At 29.9% G+C, this 16640-nt stretch carries 20 protein-coding genes and 1 tRNA gene; 9 read left to right on the plus strand and 12 right to left on the minus strand.

Annotated elements, in window-relative coordinates; genetic code table 11:
- The first annotated feature begins 62 nt into the window (after window positions 1-62).
- From N4A45_03270 to N4A45_03290, 5 genes are all read left to right on the plus strand, one after another.
- Window positions 63-2084, plus strand: a complete 2022-nt coding sequence (locus N4A45_03270) for a tetratricopeptide repeat protein (protein MCT4664239.1) — start codon at window positions 63-65, stop codon at window positions 2082-2084.
- The gene (locus N4A45_03275) at window positions 2074-2778 is read left to right on the plus strand and encodes a LytTR family DNA-binding domain-containing protein (GenBank protein MCT4664240.1); all 705 of its coding nucleotides are present in this window, start codon (window positions 2074-2076) and stop codon (window positions 2776-2778) included. The genes N4A45_03270 and N4A45_03275 overlap by 11 nt, the downstream gene beginning before the upstream one ends.
- A 152-nt stretch (window positions 2779-2930) precedes the next feature.
- Entirely contained in the window at window positions 2931-3356 is a 426-nt protein-coding gene (locus N4A45_03280; GenBank protein ID MCT4664241.1) for an energy transducer TonB, read from the plus strand.
- Between the two features lie 32 nt (window positions 3357-3388).
- A complete protein-coding gene (locus tag N4A45_03285; protein ID MCT4664242.1) occupies window positions 3389-4582 on the plus strand; it encodes a hypothetical protein in 1194 nt (397 codons plus the stop codon).
- A complete protein-coding gene (locus N4A45_03290; GenBank protein ID MCT4664243.1) occupies window positions 4573-4935 on the plus strand; it encodes a hypothetical protein in 363 nt (120 codons plus the stop codon). Before N4A45_03285 ends, N4A45_03290 begins: the two co-directional genes overlap by 10 nt.
- On the opposite strand, the gene N4A45_03295 is transcribed toward N4A45_03290, so the two are convergent.
- From N4A45_03295 to N4A45_03320, 6 genes are all read right to left on the minus strand, one after another.
- Entirely contained in the window at window positions 4936-5820 is an 885-nt protein-coding gene (locus tag N4A45_03295) for a DUF4238 domain-containing protein (GenBank protein ID MCT4664244.1), read from the minus strand.
- Between the two features lie 3 nt (window positions 5821-5823).
- Window positions 5824-6600, minus strand: a complete 777-nt coding sequence (locus N4A45_03300) for a hypothetical protein (protein MCT4664245.1) — start codon at window positions 6598-6600, stop codon at window positions 5824-5826.
- A 28-nt stretch (window positions 6601-6628) separates the two neighbouring features.
- Window positions 6629-6841: a hypothetical protein gene (locus N4A45_03305; GenBank protein MCT4664246.1), complete on the minus strand. Its 213-nt coding sequence runs from the start codon at window positions 6839-6841 to the stop codon at window positions 6629-6631.
- A gap of 69 nt (window positions 6842-6910) precedes the next feature.
- Window positions 6911-7189, minus strand: coding sequence for a type IV secretory system conjugative DNA transfer family protein (locus N4A45_03310; GenBank protein MCT4664247.1), 279 nt, complete (start codon window positions 7187-7189; stop codon window positions 6911-6913).
- A gap of 33 nt (window positions 7190-7222) precedes the next feature.
- The gene (locus tag N4A45_03315; protein ID MCT4664248.1) at window positions 7223-7441 is read right to left on the minus strand and encodes a hypothetical protein; all 219 of its coding nucleotides are present in this window, start codon (window positions 7439-7441) and stop codon (window positions 7223-7225) included.
- Window positions 7442-7471: 30 nt separating this feature from the next.
- A complete protein-coding gene (locus N4A45_03320; GenBank protein MCT4664249.1) occupies window positions 7472-7849 on the minus strand; it encodes an ATP-binding protein in 378 nt (125 codons plus the stop codon).
- 237 nt (window positions 7850-8086) lie between these two features.
- Between N4A45_03320 and N4A45_03325 the strand changes: the two genes are divergently transcribed.
- The 4 genes from N4A45_03325 (at window position 8087) to N4A45_03340 (ending at window position 12444) form a co-directional block, all read left to right on the plus strand.
- The gene (locus N4A45_03325) at window positions 8087-10318 is read left to right on the plus strand and encodes an AAA family ATPase (GenBank protein ID MCT4664250.1); all 2232 of its coding nucleotides are present in this window, start codon (window positions 8087-8089) and stop codon (window positions 10316-10318) included.
- Between the two features lie 543 nt (window positions 10319-10861).
- Complete coding sequence (locus N4A45_03330; GenBank protein MCT4664251.1) at window positions 10862-11170, plus strand: hypothetical protein; 309 nt, start codon at window positions 10862-10864, stop codon at window positions 11168-11170.
- A gap of 96 nt (window positions 11171-11266) precedes the next feature.
- Entirely contained in the window at window positions 11267-11389 is a 123-nt protein-coding gene (locus tag N4A45_03335) for a hypothetical protein (protein MCT4664252.1), read from the plus strand.
- Between the two features lie 518 nt (window positions 11390-11907).
- On the plus strand, window positions 11908-12444 hold the full coding sequence (locus N4A45_03340) for a replication initiation protein (protein ID MCT4664253.1): 537 nt from the start codon (window positions 11908-11910) through the stop codon (window positions 12442-12444).
- A gap of 772 nt (window positions 12445-13216) precedes the next feature.
- Here N4A45_03340 and N4A45_03345 read toward each other — a convergent pair.
- The 6 genes from N4A45_03345 to N4A45_03370 all read right to left on the minus strand — a co-directional run bounded on the left by N4A45_03345 (window position 13217) and on the right by N4A45_03370 (window position 16501).
- Window positions 13217-13298, minus strand: a tRNA-Leu gene (locus tag N4A45_03345).
- A 198-nt stretch (window positions 13299-13496) separates the two neighbouring features.
- Window positions 13497-13823: an MGMT family protein gene (locus N4A45_03350; protein ID MCT4664254.1), complete on the minus strand. Its 327-nt coding sequence runs from the start codon at window positions 13821-13823 to the stop codon at window positions 13497-13499.
- 5 nt (window positions 13824-13828) lie between these two features.
- On the minus strand, window positions 13829-14503 hold the full coding sequence (trmB, locus tag N4A45_03355) for a tRNA (guanosine(46)-N7)-methyltransferase TrmB (GenBank protein MCT4664255.1): 675 nt from the start codon (window positions 14501-14503) through the stop codon (window positions 13829-13831).
- Window positions 14504-14654: 151 nt separating this feature from the next.
- Entirely contained in the window at window positions 14655-15020 is a 366-nt protein-coding gene (locus tag N4A45_03360; GenBank protein MCT4664256.1) for a DUF3127 domain-containing protein, read from the minus strand.
- Between the two features lie 16 nt (window positions 15021-15036).
- Window positions 15037-15900, minus strand: coding sequence for a flavin reductase family protein (locus N4A45_03365; protein MCT4664257.1), 864 nt, complete (start codon window positions 15898-15900; stop codon window positions 15037-15039).
- 7 nt (window positions 15901-15907) lie between these two features.
- On the minus strand, window positions 15908-16501 hold the full coding sequence (locus N4A45_03370; GenBank protein ID MCT4664258.1) for an LEA type 2 family protein: 594 nt from the start codon (window positions 16499-16501) through the stop codon (window positions 15908-15910).
- Between the last annotated feature and the right edge of the window lie 139 nt (window positions 16502-16640).

The raw sequence follows: 16640 nt of genomic DNA on the forward strand, positions 1-16640 counted from the left end.
AATATATTGATGAAAGATAATGTATGATTTCCTTTAAATTGCAATTTAAAGAAATCGATAACATGAAATACTTGTTCCTAATTATTAGTCTTTTATATGGCTATATTGCTTTTTCTCAAAATACCGAGATAGATAGCCTAAAAAATGAATTATCTAAAACCAATATCGATTCTGTAAAAATCAAACTCAACAACCGAATAGGGAAAACACTGTTATCTAATGATTTTTTAGAAGCAAGAAAATACTACCTCAAAAGCCTTGATCTTGATGGTGAAAATATTGAAAGTCATCAAAACCTTGCTTTAACTTACTACTTAGAGGGAAACAAAGATAAGTTCAAAAGCATTTATGTATATCTTTTACAAAATGTACTCGATACGCTAAATACCAACCATTTTAAGTCCATAGGTAGTATTAATCATAATTTAGGAATCTATTACTATCAGGCTGGCGTTATGGATAGTAGTTTGGCACACTATAAAAAAGCAATAGCCTATAATGAAAAAATCAATAATACAGCAACATTATTAAAATCATACGCTGCAATTGCTGGACCATTGAGACGACTGGGAGATTACGAAACCTGTAATGATTACTTGTTCAAAGGAATAGAATTGCTAAAAGATGATAAAGAAAATGAAACATTAGGAGTGTTGTATTCAAATTTGGCTATTAGTTTTGAAGAAGTAAAAGACTTTGAAAAAGCAGAACAGTATTACTTACAAGGACTGAATATTGTAGAACAATTTGGAGACAAAAGAACCTACTTTCAAACTGCAACCAATGTGACTGATTTCTATATCCAATCCAACCAAATAGAAAAGGCTGATGCATTCAATCAGAAACTTTTAGACAGAACCGATATCTTCATCCATTCTTTACCCTTTGTGTATTCTCAAACAGCCAATATTAATAAAAGAAAAGGACGCTATACAAAAGCTATTAAGTATGCAAACAAAGCTATCGAGTTGGAGAAAGAAAACGAAAATGATAGAGGCATAGCTATAAACTATATGATTTTAGGAGATGTATATGTTGCTACTAAAAATAACGTTCAAGCAAAAACCTATTATGAAAAAGCATACCACATTTTCCAATTGTCTAAAGATGTATTTTCAGAAGCAGATGTCGTAGAAAAACTGTTGAGAATAGCACTTACTAACAAAGAAAAGGACGAACTACTATTTGAAAAATATAAAACCCTACAGGATTCTATCAACAAATCAGAATACTTAACGAAAATTAGCGATGCTGAAACCAAATACCAAACAGCTCAAAAAGAAAACGATATCCAACAATTAACAATAGAAAACCAAAAATCAGAATTAAACATCCAAAAACAACGACATTATACCTATTCGGCAATAGGTGGTTTAATCATAGTGGCATTAGGTAGTTTATTCCTCCTCTATCGAAAAAAACAAAAGGAGAAAATAGATAAAATAAAACATCAACAAGAAATAGATTCTTTTAAAAGAGGTATTACCAAAATGGAACTTTCCAATATTATTGGACAACTAGAACCACATGAAATAAAAAATATTTTAAGTGGAATAAGTACTGATATCCAAGACAAAGAACCGAAAACATACAACAATCTAATAAAGCTTTTACAGATTACACAGAGTTCATTGGATAACGACAAAGCAACTGAAAATATTAAAGTTCAACTGGAACAAGCAAAGAATTTGCTAACATTAAAACAGCAAAATCTGTTTGAGCCATTAACTTTTAGAATAGATAATCATGTAGATGGGAAAATACCTTTACCCAAATTGTTACTTTTAAATATGGTTCAAAATGCCATAAAACATGGTATAAAAGGGAAAAAAGATGGAGGAGATATTTGTATAAGCTTGTTTGAAGAAAATAATACTATAAACGTGCAAATTAAAGATACAGGAAAAGGATTTGTAAATTCATCTAATAATGATACTGGAATAGGTATCTCTGCTTATCAAAAATTGTTTACTCAATTAAACGCACACAACTCAAAAAAAGCGATATTTGAAGTAAAGAGTGAAAAAGAAAAAGGAACAAAAGTGAGCATACAAATTCCTAAAAATTACAATTATGAGATATAATTATGTGATTATTGAAGATGAAAAAGGGGCATTTAAAAATCTACAAAATGCTTTGAAGAAGCACAATAATTATTGTTTTGTTGGACACTCTACGAATATTGAAGACGGTATTTCTTGTATCATTGAAAAGAAACCACACCTTCTTTTTTTAGATATAGAATTAGCAGAAGAAAATAGTTTTGATTTAGTTACTGAATTACGAAAGCTATACCATCAATTACCACCTATTATAGTTACTACAGCACACAGTAACTATGCTATAGATGCCGTTAATAATGATGTTTTGTATTTTATACAAAAGCCAATAAATGCCTTAGAACTACAGAAAGCTTTATCACGATTTGAGCAAAAGCACCTTGAAACTAGTAAACAATTAAAAATCAAAACCAGTCCTGATACTCATTTCTTAGATTATGATAAAATAGCCTATATAGAAGCATCTGATAATTATTCTAATTTTATAAAAAACGATGGTACAAGTTTGTTGAGTTCCAAAAACTTGGGATTTTATGAGCCATTACTACCCACTAATTTTGTTAAAATTCACAGAAAATTTATTATCAATATCAATTACTTGCTTAGATATGTGCCACGAAATAATGAAGTTGTTTTAGAGGTTAATTCTATAGAAAAACCGCTTAAAATAGGTAAAACACACCTCAAAAAAATAGCTATTTTGGCAAATGAAGGGTAGTATTTATATCTCTTTTTAGAACTTATGATTTCCCTTCACACTAATTCTTCTTACCTTCAATAAACGATTCTTACCTTTCACGAATACCTACTAAATAGGTGCATAAACATTTTGATATAACCTTTAATTTTGAATGGATTTAAAGAGTTCGTATGATGAGGAAAGCTTATGTAATTTCAGTGAGTATTATAACTTGTTTATTTTCATTAAAAGTTCAAGCTCAGGAGAAAGTTATTCCTTTTTCCGTTATTGAAGAGAAACCTTATGTTTCCCAATGTAAAAATGCAAGTGATAGAGATAAATGTTTTAATCAATTCATTATGTCACATGTTAGGGAAAATATTATTTACCCAAAAAAGGCAATAGATTTAAAGCTTCAAGAGAGGATTATAATCCAGTTTGAAATAAGTAAATATGGATATGTTGAGAATATAAAAGTGCTAAGAGGTAATCACGGTGTTTTAAAAGAAGAAGCTATACGTATTGTCTCCTTATTACCAAAGATGATACCAGGAAAACAAAGAAATGTTCCTGTTCGAATAAACTACTCTCTTCCAATTACCTTTAAATTAAAATAACCTATTGTTTTTCCATATTTAAGAAAAAAACCATGAGCAATATATTTTCAAAGATACTTTTATTGAGCCTTTTTACAGCTTTAAATAGTTTTTTGTTATCAGCTCAAGACCATACCAAAAAGGAAATTAAAGAAAATCATTTTAACAATCTTATTAAAGCATTAACTCACAAAGATTATAACTCAATTTCACATTCAAAAATAATTTTAAGATATTATTATCCCAATAACAAAGTGCAGGCCTTAAAAGAGATGTATTGGACAGGCAGTATTGTAAATGGAAAACCTAATGGAAAAGGTGAAGGTTTGGAGATAATAGACAATAAACTCTATCTCTTACAAGGAACATATAATGAGGGCATTCCTTTAGGAGATTTTATATTTGCTCAATTTGAAATGAAAAATAACTTCTATAATGCAAAATTATTTAAGGGTATAAATGTTTCATTTGGTAAATTATCAGAAAACAGGCAATCAATAAAATTCGACAATGGATTTTTTGCTTTTGTAGATAAGGATGGTAGAAGAGTCACGGAGCATCTATTTAAAGAAGTTATTTCTCCATTTAACAATAAACAAGCTACTGTTATCAATAAAGATAATCAAGAAATTATTATTAACCACTTAGGTGAATTTATATCCTATTCTGATAAACAAAAAGCTATTTTAGAGAAAGAAGAACAAGAAAATGAACGATTTTTGAAACAAAATGGATATCCAAAAATTGTATCAACAAAATCGTCTAAAGTTTTTTTAGATACAGAATATACTCATACATATTCTGATGGTATTGTAGCTCGTTATTACAAAGGTGGTTTATCAGGTAAATTTAATATTTTAGAAAGAGGAAAAAGAAGATACTATTATAGGGAAGAGGCTATTAAAAAATCAGCATGGTATATTACCAAGAAAGGATATTATCCTGAAGATGATGAAGGGTTCTATCCTGCTACAGATAATTCAAACGATTATTCATATCAAGAAACACCATGCGATTGTAATATCAATCTTGAAAAATCAACAATGCCTAAAACGGCAAAAGACTGGTTAGGCTCTTATAATAAAGAAGGTAGAATTGTTATGGAAAACGGAGATCAATTTGTGTTTTTTTATAATGGAAATAAAGATATCTTTTATCGATACAGTGGTTTTGATAAAATTAAATATAATGACTTAAATGATATCATAAAATATTTTAAGGATGAATGTAGCAAAAGGTGTCAATAAAGGAAAATTCAGAAAGTTATTCACGCTCTTATAGCAAACAACTTGGTAGCATAGAAGAAACAACACTTAGTAACGTTGGGGCATTTTTTGTTGGAAACTCGAACAGCAAAGAAACCCTACAAATAGTTAGTAGTATTTCGGATATTCCTATGATGGACTTAAAAGCTACACCTAATTATCATTTTTGGTTTAACTCCAATGATCAATTCTTACAATTTAAAGTTTCGGATGAATTGTTGGATGTACCAAATAATTTTGAAACCATCAAAACTGCTTCATTGTCTTATTATGGTAAGCATGGAGAAGAAAATAATGATGCTCAAAAGAAAGAAAAGCCTAGATTTGGGTTGTAATTATTCCATATACTGCTCCAAATCGGATTCATGTTTCGCAAATATTTGTTCTTGATGATGATTATGTATTTTATCATTTAAGAACCTTATTTTCGATTCTTCTGTTATACACACTTTTCGCTCTTTTATATCTTTATTTTGAATGTACAGAGCTTTGCTTGGAGATATAGGATAGTATAATTCAAATCCCATAGGGATTCCTTTTTCGTCTTTATCACTTTTAACATTTATTACAGGTTGGTCTCCTGTAATAAAATTTATATCAGTACAGTTATTTATTATTTGTACATAACCATTTGAAAAAATCCAATTACCAATGATATCAGATTGAAATAACAAAATAACATCAGCAATCCCTTGAAAATTCAAGCTATGATAATAATCTGGCATTGATACATTTGATGTTTTTTTAAAGGAATCAAGGCTTCCTAAAATGGCTTTTTTCATTTTATTGGTTCGCATATATTGACACCCTATGAAAAAACTAAATTGATTCAAATCTTCCGTATTTTTTAAGAATGATAAATCGTCTTTATATATCTTATCTAGTAAAGGGATAAAATTGGTTTCAACTATTCCATGAAAATCTTCTAATCCACACTTTTGCAAATATTCATCCCAATTTGTAGTCTTATCATACATCGAGATTAATCGGTTTAAACTTTGGAAAGCAGAAGGATGATATTGTTTTAAGTGACCTTCAATAAATTTATTATCAATATCAGTTAACTTTGTAGACTCATAAAAAAACTTTCGAACTGCTACATTTTTGCTATTTGTTGTAAATAAAAATTTATTGTTTCGTAAACAACAAATTTGTTCATTGTTAGTCCATGGTTTTAAATAATGTTTCCAAACATAATGCTGATTTTTCTTTAGTTTCATAACTTATATACTTTGCCAATTCTCAAAAACAAAATACACTCTAAAACCCTCAAAATCTTCATCCTGTTCAAATTTTTCTTTAACAGATTTTAAAACACTTTCGTGTTCAAAAACACAAAGCACCCTGTTTGCTTTATCGAAATTGTATTTGATACTTGCCGAACCTTCAATAAGAGCTTCACGATGTTTAAGTAAAGTTTCATAAGGGCGTTTTATTCCTTTGTCGCAAAACATTTCAAAAAGCCAAAGCCTTTTTTCTCCTTTTGCAGTTTCTGTCATAAAAATAGCATCGGGAATCATATAATTACCATTCTTTAAATTGACTTTGTTTTTTGCCCTAGTTCCATTTTGAGATTTTACCAATTTGTCAAAATAATAGTCAAACCACAATAGCGAACCACCTTCTTTTTGAAGTTGTAAGTATTGGTTTATTATACAACCAATAGTATATTTTCTATGAAAATAATCACGAGTAAAAACCGTAGTAGAACCTTTAGGAACTTTTATTTTATCTTCCTCTAATATATACTCCTCTACCAATAATTCTTTGGCTTTTGGTTTAAGGAAATACAAGGTTTCGGCTCTACCATGATTTGGCACAAAAGGAAAAGGAATTTCTCCGATTAAAGCTCCTCTACCATTTTTAAGTTTTGTTAAGTTGGTATTTATGTTTGTTCTTTGAGTAGCAACCTTTAGTTGAACCATTTGAGAAATGGTCAAGAATTTGAACTTCGCAAGAGCAATAAGAATGTTGGTTTTTGTAGGCGATAAAGACTGCATAAGTTTTGTTTTCGATTTTTAAAAGTACTTAATTAAGTGGGAATTTTGGCTTTTCTTTTTGATGTTTCTTTCTTATTTGCGGAATTTCTATCTTCCTATAAAAACGCTTCAATATGCGTTTTTTAAGTTTATTAACCCCCTCTCTTGTTAACCTTAAAAAAGGTTTATTAAGTGCCATTGTCCCCTTAAATCTTAATGGTGTTCCATCTCCAATTTTATACATAAATTCAAAACTTTTCATGGCTTCTAATTCATGAGATTTTACTCCAATTTCTTTTGACAGGATTGATAACGATTTGTTTCCATTCCTTCAAATAACTTTTATATCCGTATTATTCAATAAACTTTGCAACAATCTACTAGGCTCTATATCTGTTACATTCTGATTAGCTAAAACTAGATAAACCCCAAACTTTCTTGCTTCCTTTAAAATGATATCAATACTAGGACTGATGTAGTTTTGAGCTTCATCAATAAACAAATAACATTTTTTTCTAAATCTCTTAGGTTGCTTAATTCTATTTTGGGCGATACTTTGAATAATGGCAACTACAAAGCGACCAAAAATTTGAGAAGTTTCTGTTCCCAAATAACCTTTAGCAAGGTTGAAGATAAGAATGCTTCATTTTTGCATTTCTTTCTGAATGGAAAGCGTATTTTCTCCTGTTACCAAACGATAGAAGCTTGGCTTATTAAGAATACTTTGCAATTTGGTTTGTAAACTGGCTTTGGTAATATTGTAAATACTGTTATGAAATTCGGTTGCAAAGAATTGTGATTCTTGTGGATTGTTACTTTGAACTCCCCATTGAACCAAATCTTTATTGGCTTCATCATTCATAAAACGTTGTAAATCTCACAAAGAAGCATCTCATTTTTTGAGTAAAACTGATATACAAGGATAAAGCACCGCTTCCATATTATGAGAGAATTGAGCAGATGGTAATAATTCCTTAAAAACGGCTACCAAATACTGGGTAGTAATATCAATACTATGTTCATCCGTTTTCTCTATCTGAAACGGATTTATTACAGGTGTATATTCAGAATCTAAAAAAGGGTCTATATACACTACCCTATTATTATCGTCATTGGCATAAAAATTTCTTATTTCTTTGGCTACGTCTCCATGTGGGTCGATAAACACTAAACTAAGATTTTTCTTCTTGGCACTCCTCTTTTGCAATAGATAAAAGAAAGCCTTTAGAAACTCACTTTTACCACTTCCACTTTTCCCAGTTACATAAATATGCTTTCCTAAATCATTTCTAAAAAATCATTTAAAACGGTTGGATAATTTCCAATTTCCGTAGGCACGAAATAATGTATTCATTTTTTGTTTTGGTTGAATTTTAAATTGCAACGTCTAAGATATTTGTGTGTAAGAAAAATGCAACAAATTTTCTCTTTATGCTCAACCTTTGTTATGTATTATTGGTATATTTAGGGTCGATATATCTTTATAATTCTATTCTCATAAATCCTAATGATAACAAAAATAAAACTAGACAATGTTGCTTCGTATAACAATTCAGTTGAAATTCTAGACCTTAAAAAGGTAAACTTCTTCTTTGGTTACAATGGAACTGGTAAATCTACAATTGGGAGATTATTTTATAACGAAAGTTTAGAAGATGATAATAAATCAGATATATTTTCGAATTGTTTAATAGAAGGTTTTAATAAAGACACACATGATATTTTAGTGTATAACCAAGAATTTATTTCAAGAAATTTCATAGAAAAAGATAAATTAAAAGGAATATTCTCATTGAACGAGCAAAATGATGAGATTGAACAACAAATACAATTGATTAATGATAAAAAAACTGCTAAAGAAATTTTCCTAAATGAAACTTTAGTAAAATTATTAGATAAAAATCAACAAAGAATAAAATCGAAAGAGAACGAATTATTACAATTTTGTTTTACAAAAAGACTTCTTTTTAAGGATTTCCATAAAATTCCACTAAAGCATAGTGGAAGTAAAAAAAGATTTGTTGAAGAAATAAGAAATTTATTATCTCAAGTTAATGAAAATGACATTACTATTTCTGAATTAACTCAAGGATATGAAAGATACTTTGAAAACGAAATAACTAAAATAACTAAAGAAATAGGTTTTGAATATTTTTTTCAAATTCTAAAAATTGAAAGTAAAATAAACACTCTACTTTCAGAAATAATAATTGGAAATAATGATGTTGATATAGCCAATTTGATAGATGAACTAAATATAAGTTCTTGGGTTGATGAAGGAAGAAAAACAATTAAAGAAGATATTTGTCCATTTTGTCAAAAGAAAACTATAGATCAGTCTTTTAAATCGAAACTTGAGCAATATTTCGACAAAACCTATTTAGAGAAAAAGAATGAGATTTCAAATATCCTTACACAATATAATCAGCTAAAAACCGCTTTAATTAGCAAGTTGCAGGAGTTGACATCTGATTATAACATAGATAATTCAGTAAGTAATTTACACGCTGATTTAACAACATTCTTTAATAATAACATTAAAGAAATAGAAGAAAAACTGCTAAAGACTAATGAACGTAAAAGTATAACCTCAATTAAGAATTTTTACATTAGATTCTTAAAAATCAATTATAACTTAATAACTCATAATCAGGAAGTTGATAATATTGAAAGTCATAGAAATGAATTAATTGATAAGATTTGGTTGTATATGGCAAAAGAATGTCTTTCTGAAATAGCAGATTCTGACAATGAAATATTGAAAATAAATAAATTAGTAGAACGTATAAATAATTCTAAAGAGAGAACCATTGCTAAAATTAGTACATTTAATTCAAATATTGTCGAATTAAGACAAACTACCATTAATACAAGTGATGCTGTAGAAAGTATAAATAATACACTAGAATTAAGTGGGTTTACAGGTTTTACTATTAAAGAAACAGTAGGCTCAGAAAACACATACTATTTAGATAGAGAAGGTTCAAATAATGTATTCAAATCACTAAGTGAAGGAGAAAAAAATTTTATAGCATTTTTGTATTTTTCGGAAACTTGTAAAGGAAATTTTGAAACCGAAAACAATAAGAAAAAAATATTAATTATAGATGACCCTGTATCCAGTATGGATAATCAAATTCTATTTATTGTTTCTACTTTAATACAAAAATTAATAAGACAAAAAGGCTCTAGTAGACCTGAAAAAAGAGAATTAGAAAATCAGTACTTAGAACAGATATTTATTCTTTCTCATAATGTTTATTTCTACAAAGAGGTTTCCCTTGATTTCAGACCAATTTGCTTAGAAAGGAATCATTATCATATAACAAAACTTGGGAACGATTCCCATATCGAGACAAAAGGGCAAAAATGCTTTATTAAAAATGATTATTTTATGTTATGGGATTCATTAAAAAATCTTAAAAATGAAAATAACTCATTGCATAAAATTACAATCTATAACACAATGAGAAGAATCCTAGAATCGTATGCCAGTTTTATTGGTCACGGTTCTGATAGTTGGAGTTCAATCTCAGATATAGACTCATCGACTCCAAGTTTTAATATTACAAGTGCTTTAATTTCTGAAATTAATGATGCAAGTCATGGGGTATATCCATTAGATAATTTATATTATCAAAGGATTCATAACGCCTCCAATCAAGATTTATTTGATTCATTTGAAATCATATTTAACACACTCAATCAAGAACATTATAATAAAATGATGATTGATTAAGAATTCTTTAAAAGAAAAGACTCCTCTCTTTTCGTTAAAGAAAGAAAAATAATATTTAATTATATTATTTAGGTTACGAGTCATTGCATACCCCTTATCATTACTGGGTTTGTTGTTTATCTAAGTATATAACCAAAGTATAGAGTAAAGTATAGATATACAACACTCCTCTACTTAATAAATGGTTAATAAATACTTGAAAAAAGATTAATTAATATTTATAAAGATTAAAACTCCTCTACTATGACTTATATAGGCAAAATACATTAGGTGTTTATAAATCATTTATTAATCTTTAATAAAGAAATAATGGTATTTAAGTAACCCTTAATAATAGCTTTATAAAGAAAAATTAACTCTAAAAACCACTTGAATATTACTTATTACTTAGTATTCTAAGTATAGTTAATTAAGTTGGCATCATTTTCTTATTAAGCTTTAATTAACCGTTTAATAAACAAAATAAAGTATTAAAAAGGTTAAAAAAGTATCGAAAAGAACAGAGCGATATCTTTATGGAAGTTTTTATTTTTTAGGGTAAAAATGATACGTGTTACCGAAGCAATCTCTATGCTTAAAACATCTGCACCTACCTTTTATAAGCGGATAAAAAAAGAAGGGATTCAGCTACATTCTAAAATGAATAAAAATGGAAAGGGGAGTTATATTCTATTAAATGATTTGGAGTTATTAGCCAATAGAATGGGGAAAAAACTTGATGATGATAATGAAGAAGAAGAGGAGTCTCAATTGGATGAAAAAACAAAACAAAGCACCAAAAGTATTGAAGAGAATCAAATGCTCTTAAAAGAAAATTATGAGTTACAAATTCAAAACAAAACCTTAGAGTGAAAAATAGAGGAGTTTACAGGTTATGTTGAAATCTATAAACAACAATCAAAGGTTAACGAATTAAAGGTTGTAGAATTAGAAAATTCGAGAGTAGGGATGTATGGAGAACTTCTAAAAGTAAAAGTAGCTCTTTCTACCTATCAGGTATTATTCTACGCCATTCTCATTTTAGTAGCTGTTGCTATTCTGTTATTTTCTTTTGGTGTGATTCGTGTTTAGTTAATAAAGGCTTAATAAAGCAACCCTAAAATTGTAGTTTTTCGGGCGGAGGAGTCCCAATAAAAATTAAAAAATCTTTGAAATAAAGGGAAAAATATCACAACAACAAGAAAATAGAGACTTTATTAACCCTTTATTAAGTTAGAATTGAAGTGTTGTGTATACTTATAAAGCTTAAATACTTACAGGTAAGCAAAAGTAGCTTGATATAAGGGTTTTAAGATAATGAAAACTACAAAAATAGGGTCAAAAACTACATATTTAGGGTAGATAACTACATTTTAATACCTGAATAACTACATTTCTAGGGTTAATAGCTACAATTATAAGGTTTTGTGAAAATTATATTGAAAAACTACTTCAAAAAACTACAATTGTTTTAGGATGTAGTTTTTATATACCAAAAATAAAAAATGTCAAAAACAAAAAACATTGTAAAAAAGAGTCATTATTTAGTAAATGCGAGATTGGATTTCTCGATAACAGAAATAAGATTGTTTACAATAATGGTTTCTTGAATTTCTAACGATGATGAAGATTTTAAAACCTATAAGATACCCTTAAAAGACTTTATTGACACATTCAATATAAAGAATAAAAACATCTATAAAGAGCTCGAATTAACGACGGATAGGTTACTCAAAAAGGTAGTGAAAATTCCACTAGAGGAGGAAGGGAAGCAAAAAATATTCAAGACTTCTTTAGTAAGCTCCTTTAAATATAATATTGATGGAACTGGAGTTGTAGAAGCAACTTTTCATCCCGATTTAAAGCCTTATTTATTAAGACTAAAGAACCGTTTTCTAATGTACGATATGAAAAACGTTCTTAATATCAGTAGTGCAAATTCTATTCGTATGTATGAACTTCTTAAATCTTTTGAAGGAATAAGAGAAAGAACTTTCTATGTAGAGGAGTTAAAAGAGATTTTGGGTGTAGAGCAAAAATATGATCGTTATTATAATTTTAAAAAGAGAATTATTGAGCAAGCTCAAAAAGACTTATTTAAGCATACAGATATTGCTTTTACGTTTGATGAAATAAAGAAACCTTGAAAGAAAACTGTAGAAAAAATCAGATTTTATATATCAACCAACTTGAGCAATAAACCAAAGGTATCACAAGCAAAACAATTATTACAATTGGATGATAGCGAAAAGGTATTGCCTAAATGGGTTGATAAATTGAAAAAATATAACATTACTACAGAAATGATTGAAACCAACCTTTTAAAGAAATACGAACCCCAATACATCGAAGAAAGTTTAAAGTATTGTGAAAACTACTTTAATCAATCTAATGTAAAAAATCAGGCTTGATATATCTTAAAGGCATTAGAAAATTGATATTTCAAAGAGCAAATAGAAAATGACAAACAAAAGAACAAACAGAAAAGCGATAATCAGAAGAAAGTAGAGGAGTTAAATCAACGTAAAAAGGCTTTTTCAAGGTATTTAAATGAACTTTCTGATGAAAGATATACCAAACTAGGTATTGAACAAAAAGAGGAGTTTAAAAATGAGTTTGATACCCTAATTGTAAAAAACACAATATTCTCAAAAGTTTATAGAGAGAAAGGCTTTGAACATCCCGTTATAGAAAGTCAGCGAAAGAGCTTTTTGCAGAAAAAATTATTAACCGATTTAGAACGCAATATTGACAATTTCAAAAAATAATGTTTTGTATCTTTGTAACAAACATTCGTTCTTTATCATAATTTGTTTGTCAGAAAATTGAGGAAGTTTGTCACTGTTTGTCATAATTGTTTGTCACTTCCAAAAAAATAACCTCAAATTCTAAGAGAAAATGAGGTTAATTAAAAGTGAGTACCGAAGGCGGGACTCGAACCCGCACGCCCGAAAGCAAAGGATTTTGAATCCTTCGTGTCTACCAATTCCACCACTTCGGCAAGTGATTATTTCAAACGGACTCAAATGGATTTTGAATCCAGCGCGTCTACCAATTCCGCCACCAAGGCATACTTTGAGAGTGGTGCAAATATAAAGGCTTTTTTGAAAATGGAGGATAGTTTTATAGAAAAAATAATGACTCCAAAGTGTTTTTTTTGAGAAGAAAAATTATCTTTTTGAAACAGAGAATGTTTGTTTTAAGAGATTTCCACATTTGGATCCCAAAAAACCGTTTTAAAATCCTGTATTTGATCCTCCACTACTGTGATTCCTTCGTTTTCAAGCTTTTTTTGCATTTCATCGGGGGTAGAAAAATGGTGTTTTCCAGTGAGCAAACCATTTCTATTGACCACTCGGTGGGCAGGAATTTCGGGTTTATTATGTGCCTGATTCATAGCAAAACCCACCATTCTAGAAGATCTTGGAGCTCCCAAACATCGGGCAATAGCACCATAAGAAGTAGCTCTTCCTTGGGGTATTTGCTTCACAATTTCATAAACTTTTTCGGGGAAGGTTTTTTCCATTCTACTCAATAATTCAACCTAAATTGTACATAAGTAATAGGAAAACCTTTACTGTGAAAAAGCTCTTCATAATAGGTTTTGATATTCATCAAAAGCTCATTATCTTTTCTCATTTTGTAAACATCATGTGATGCATCAATCACTTCATGATTTTCAAGCTCTATCACTCCCATAGTAAATCCATGTAAAAACGCAGAATCAGTTTTTAGATGTATGCGTCCATCTTTTTGGAGAAATTGGTGGTATTTCTTCAAAAAATCAGGATGTGTAAGTCGTTTGGAACGTCTTCTAAACTTAATCTGAGGATCAGGAAAGGTAATCCAAATCTCGCTCACCTCTCCACTTCCAAAACAATAGGCAATATCTTCAATTTTTATTCTAAGAAATGCCACATTATCTAGTTTTTTATCAATGGCTTGAGTAGCACCTTGCCACATTCTAGAACCTTTGATATCAATTCCGATAAAGTTTTTTTCTGGAAAGCGTTCTGCCAAAGCAACAGAATACTCGCCCCGCCCACAACCTAATTCAAGAACAATCGGATGATCGTTTTTAAACATTTTCTTCAGCCAATTTCCTTTAAAATCAAATCTCCCTTCGGTGAGCTCTTCTCTACTTGGCTGTACTACATGCGGAAATGTTTCCATTTCTGCAAATTTTTTTAGTTTGTTTTTTCCCATTTTCAAGTTTCCTCAAAAAAAACCACTTAAAAATAAATGTTGATTTTTAAGTGGTTTAAATGTGTTTTTTGATATCTAGAATACCAATAAAAATCTCAATAAGCCTTGAATAGCAAATGTTTACCACTCATAACTCATGAAAAGTTAGTTATTAAAACGGTAAATCGTCATCTACATCATTACTAGCCTCTCCTTGTGGTGCACTTGATGGTGCAGCTGCTGGAGCACCTGTTTGCACTTTTTGGATTCTCCAAGCAGTAAGCGTATTAAATACTTTAATTTCCGAATTTGAATCTTTTTGCCACTCACGACCTCTTAGGTTGAAAAATACTTCAATGATTTCTCCTTCCTTAAATTCGTCAATCAAGGTTACTTTATCCTGTACAAGCTCTATTCCAATAGTTTGTGGATATTGCTCATCTGTTACGATTACAAATTCTCTCTTTTTAAATGTATCAGTAATCTGTTGTACATTATTAATTCTTTTAAGTTTACCAATTACTTTTAATGGTTCCATATTTCGTTGTTTTTAGTTACAAATTTTTAAGTAGCGTGTACCAAGCATCTTGCACATTGTTTCCTGCAAGGAGCTCTTTGGCAAGCAAATGCGCTTCTTCTGTTGAAAGCGAACCGCTAATTTCCGAATTTTTTTCCCATTGAGCAAGTTCTTCTTGGGAAGGAATCGCCTCAACATTAGCAAGACGAGCAAGATCATTTCCTGTTAAAAATCCAGATTCTTTTATTTCTTTTGGTAATTGATCGATCCCTATTCCTTTGGAAGCAATGGGTTTTTCAATTTCAAAAAGGGCTTCATCATTGGCTCTACAATACCAATTTCCTCCCATTCTAGCTACAAGATCGATTTTAAATGGATCAATTTTTCCATTTTCATCCAGTACTCGGTCATCCACATGAATAGTGGTTACTTCACAGATAATCAGATTTCCTGCTCCTGCATTTTGACCCAGTTCTTTCACTTCTATCACCTTACATTCTATTTGCATAGGCGATTCTGCTACTCTAAGAGGTTGTACCGTTTCAGATTCGATAGCCGTAAATCCTGCTTTTTCAAATTCGTTTACGCCTTTTCCATACTCGGTACTAGAGAGCGACATTTGTTCTACAACAGCATGATTTACAATATTGATTACCACTTCTGGGTGTTCTAACACATTTTCTAAGGTGTGTTTTATGGTATTATCTCTTACTCTTCGGGCAGGAGAAAATATCAATATTGGCGGATTGGCACTAAATACATTGAAAAAACTAAATGGACTTAAATTGGGCGTTCCATCAGCATCTACGGTACTAGCTAAGGCAATAGGACGAGGACCCACACCTCCAAGAAGGAGTCCGTGTAGTTCTTTTGTCGAGACTTCTTTGGCGTTTATTTTCATAATGAAATTACGGATTGATCGTGATATATGTAGGATGTTGTTGTACCATTCCTCCAATATTATACGAAGGTCTTAGTTTGAAACTCAATTTTGATGATTGAGCACTTTGTCCATTATTCGCTGGCACTCCAAGAAGTGTTAGGGCAGTTTCTAAAATTTTAGTTCCACTTTCTCCAGAAAATACCTTAAATAAATCGGCCTTTACGGTCAATGGAATCTGTCCGTGTCCGTTAGCAGGAATATGTACTGGCTGATCAATCACTCCATTTATCATTTCTTTTCCATCTATAAGTGCAATCCAGTCTAAACCACTTATTGTGGAAGCACTACCTTTATTATCAACTCCTACATTTACGACCATTTCTATAGGCAATTCTTTGGTTACCAATAATGACGTAAGCTTAATTCCGTCCATAATACCAAAATCCTTAACAGATCTTTTATTTCCTACGTCTAAACCTGCAATCTTATATCCTTTTACATTGTCTACTTTATAAGAACAATTTGTAGCAAGGTTTGCAATAGATTTAAGTTCCTCACAAGAATTAAATGAGAATAAGATGGCTACTAGCCAACCGAATAGGGTTATTTTTCTAAGCATAATATATTTCTTTTATTTTTCCAAAATTAAGGCAATTATACCGATTACTTACTAATTGTACACTTATTTCATTGGGTTCATCATTAAACTTTCGTAATGTATCGGCATCAGACAAAAAGAATCGTCTAATTTCCCTATG

The sequence above is a fragment of the Flavobacteriales bacterium genome (assembly GCA_025210805.1).
Taxonomy (GTDB): Bacteria; Bacteroidota; Bacteroidia; order Flavobacteriales; family CAJXXR01; genus JAOAQX01.

Excerpts from the sequence above, each read along its gene's own strand:
- N4A45_03270 (MCT4664239.1), top strand. The coding sequence starts at position 63 with ATGAAATACTTGTTCCTAATTATTAGTCTTTTATATGGCTATATTGCT.
- N4A45_03275 (MCT4664240.1), top strand. The coding sequence starts at position 2,074 with ATGAGATATAATTATGTGATTATTGAAGATGAAAAAGGGGCATTTAAA.
- N4A45_03280 (MCT4664241.1), top strand. The coding sequence starts at position 2,931 with ATGATGAGGAAAGCTTATGTAATTTCAGTGAGTATTATAACTTGTTTA.
- N4A45_03285 (MCT4664242.1), top strand. The coding sequence starts at position 3,389 with ATGAGCAATATATTTTCAAAGATACTTTTATTGAGCCTTTTTACAGCT.
- N4A45_03295 (MCT4664244.1), bottom strand. The coding sequence starts at position 5,820 with ATGAAACTAAAGAAAAATCAGCATTATGTTTGGAAACATTATTTAAAA.
- N4A45_03300 (MCT4664245.1), bottom strand. The coding sequence starts at position 6,600 with ATGCAGTCTTTATCGCCTACAAAAACCAACATTCTTATTGCTCTTGCG.
- N4A45_03305 (MCT4664246.1), bottom strand. The coding sequence starts at position 6,841 with ATGAAAAGTTTTGAATTTATGTATAAAATTGGAGATGGAACACCATTA.
- N4A45_03315 (MCT4664248.1), bottom strand. The coding sequence starts at position 7,441 with ATGAATGATGAAGCCAATAAAGATTTGGTTCAATGGGGAGTTCAAAGT.
- N4A45_03325 (MCT4664250.1), top strand. The coding sequence starts at position 8,087 with ATGATAACAAAAATAAAACTAGACAATGTTGCTTCGTATAACAATTCA.
- N4A45_03330 (MCT4664251.1), top strand. The coding sequence starts at position 10,862 with ATGATACGTGTTACCGAAGCAATCTCTATGCTTAAAACATCTGCACCT.
- N4A45_03335 (MCT4664252.1), top strand. The coding sequence starts at position 11,267 with ATGTATGGAGAACTTCTAAAAGTAAAAGTAGCTCTTTCTACCTATCAG.
- N4A45_03350 (MCT4664254.1), bottom strand. The coding sequence starts at position 13,823 with ATGGAAAAAACCTTCCCCGAAAAAGTTTATGAAATTGTGAAGCAAATA.
- trmB (MCT4664255.1), bottom strand. The coding sequence starts at position 14,503 with ATGGGAAAAAACAAACTAAAAAAATTTGCAGAAATGGAAACATTTCCG.
- N4A45_03360 (MCT4664256.1), bottom strand. The coding sequence starts at position 15,020 with ATGGAACCATTAAAAGTAATTGGTAAACTTAAAAGAATTAATAATGTA.
- N4A45_03365 (MCT4664257.1), bottom strand. The coding sequence starts at position 15,900 with ATGAAAATAAACGCCAAAGAAGTCTCGACAAAAGAACTACACGGACTC.
- N4A45_03370 (MCT4664258.1), bottom strand. The coding sequence starts at position 16,501 with ATGCTTAGAAAAATAACCCTATTCGGTTGGCTAGTAGCCATCTTATTC.